This window comes from Pseudoalteromonas sp. GW168-MNA-CIBAN-0100 (genome assembly GCF_040309225.1).
GTDB lineage: Bacteria > Pseudomonadota > Gammaproteobacteria > Enterobacterales > Alteromonadaceae > Pseudoalteromonas > Pseudoalteromonas arctica.
Genome location: NZ_JBEOOL010000356.1, coordinates 1 through 311 on the forward strand (window position 1 = coordinate 1; position 311 = coordinate 311).

The following is a 311-nucleotide window of genomic DNA, read 5'->3' on the forward strand; positions in this document are numbered from 1 at the left end:
ATCCAACGCTCAACAATTTGTACGCCGACTTCAGCCTTCGATTTATCTTTGGGTTTATAAGGTCTAGCCGGAATGACAGCAACGTTAAAGTACTCGGCTAACTGGTGGTACGTCGGATTTAAATCAGGCTCGTAGCGACAGGTTTTACTGACAGCACTTCTGAGATTATCGGGAATAACAACGTCAGGAACGCCGCCTAAAAATTCAAAGCAACGCGCATGACTCATTACCCAATCTTCAAGTTGCTGACTATACGTTGCTTCAGCATAGGTATAATTTGATGCACCTAGTACAGCAACGAATATCTGAGC

1 protein-coding gene is annotated in these 311 nt (G+C 44.1%); it reads right to left on the reverse strand.

Annotation, left to right across the window (positions count from 1 at the left end; all coding sequences use genetic code 11):
* Positions 1-311, reverse strand: a 311-nt coding sequence (locus AAEY62_RS21450; RefSeq protein WP_350636412.1) for a DDE-type integrase/transposase/recombinase, incomplete at both ends; no start/stop codon positions are given.